The organism is Streptomyces sp. NPDC002835 (assembly GCF_053591995.1).
Window position 1 is genome coordinate 1 of sequence record NZ_JBSFUW010000134.1, and the last position, 1,313, is coordinate 1,313.

Genomic DNA, 1,313 nt, shown 5'->3' on the forward strand with positions numbered 1-1,313 from the left:
ACGCTACGAACGCAAGGCCGACCACTTCCTCGCCTTCACCAGTATCGCCTGCACCCTCATCTGCTACCGCAGGCTCGCCAAATGAGATGGCTTCTAAGCCGCGGTTCACCCTCGCGGACATCGAGCGGGAGCTGCCTGGAATGCCCAGGAACTTCCTGGCCCGGCTGCCGGACGTCCTGACTCATGAGCCAGCTACCTGGGGCGGCTCCAGCGGAACGGAAGACGGCGCCTGGTGGCGCGAATTGCGCCGGGAGATCCGCCAGTACCGGGAAGCCGCCACCCTGGAGAAATACGTGCACACCACCGCCCGCCTCATCACGGCCCAGGCAGAAGCGCTCCCGGCTCCTCACCCCCTGGTGCCGGCCCCTGCGCCCGTTCCAGACGTCGGCCCGTACGTTGCCGAAGAGCTGATCGCCGACCTGGAGGCCAAAGACGCCGCCTTCCGGACGGACAAGCTGCTCGCCCTGGTCCGCGAGCTCAACGCCAGCTATGCCCACCAACACCCATACGCGTGCCAGATGCTGCTCCGCGCGATCCTGGATCACATCCCGCCGGTCTTCGGACAGGAAAAGTTCCAGCAGGTCGTCGCGCACGGGCCGTGGGGCAGGACCGAGAAGGTGTACATGAAGCAGCTCACGGAGTTCCGCGCCTCCGCTGACGACGCACTACACCGGCAGATCGGTACCCGGACCAGCCGCTTCAGCATCAGTGACCTTCCGACCCGCGCCAGCGTCAACGCCCTACTGGAAGGCGTGCTGGAACACCTTCCCGTCATCCAGCAGCAGGAGGCATGACGGTACATCGAGGACGGCCTGCGCGTACGGAACGGCTTCGCCGAAGGGCCGCTCGCGGATGCGGCGCTGGACCGTGCGGCCCGCGCGCGGCGGCTCATGGACGAACTGCAGGAGCGGCCGGAGACCATGACGGAGGCGGAGCTCCGCGACGGGGTCCGCCGTGCCCTGCGGTACTACACGGAGCGCCAGCCGCACGCCGACCAGGTCTGTGGGATCGCCCGACTGATTCGTCGCGGGGTGCGCATCGAATGGGCTGTGGCCGACCGGCTCACCTGCGCCTGATGGCGACACACTCTAACTGATCGTTTCAGAATGAGGTTCGGAGGCGTCTCAAGCAGATGATGCTGCAAGCGAGTTGGAGCAGTGCGAGGTGGAGGTCGGCGCGTATCTCGTAGCGGATGCGGAGGCGTTTGAACTGGTGGAGCCAGGCGGTTGGGTCGGCCGCGCGGTGAGGTGCTCGCCGTGGGGCGAGTCCTGTTCCGCGCGGCCTCCCGCCGAACCGGACATGACGGTTTCCCG

The 1,313-nt window shown here is 67.1% G+C and carries 2 protein-coding genes and 1 pseudogene; 2 read left to right on the forward strand and 1 reads right to left on the reverse strand.

Annotated features, from left to right (window positions below; genetic code table 11):
• Positions 1-140: 140 nt before the first annotated feature.
• Positions 141-794: a hypothetical protein gene (locus ACWD01_RS37500; RefSeq protein ID WP_451168467.1), complete on the forward strand. Its 654-nt coding sequence runs from the start codon at positions 141-143 to the stop codon at positions 792-794.
• A gap of 96 nt (positions 795-890) precedes the next feature.
• Entirely contained in the window at positions 891-1,076 is a 186-nt protein-coding gene (locus ACWD01_RS37505; RefSeq protein ID WP_451168468.1) for a hypothetical protein, read from the forward strand.
• A 25-nt stretch (positions 1,077-1,101) separates the two neighbouring features.
• On the opposite strand, the pseudogene ACWD01_RS37510 reads toward ACWD01_RS37505, so the two are convergent.
• A pseudogene (locus ACWD01_RS37510) lies at positions 1,102-1,224 on the reverse strand (IS5/IS1182 family transposase); the annotation flags it as partial.
• Between the last annotated feature and the right edge of the window lie 89 nt (positions 1,225-1,313).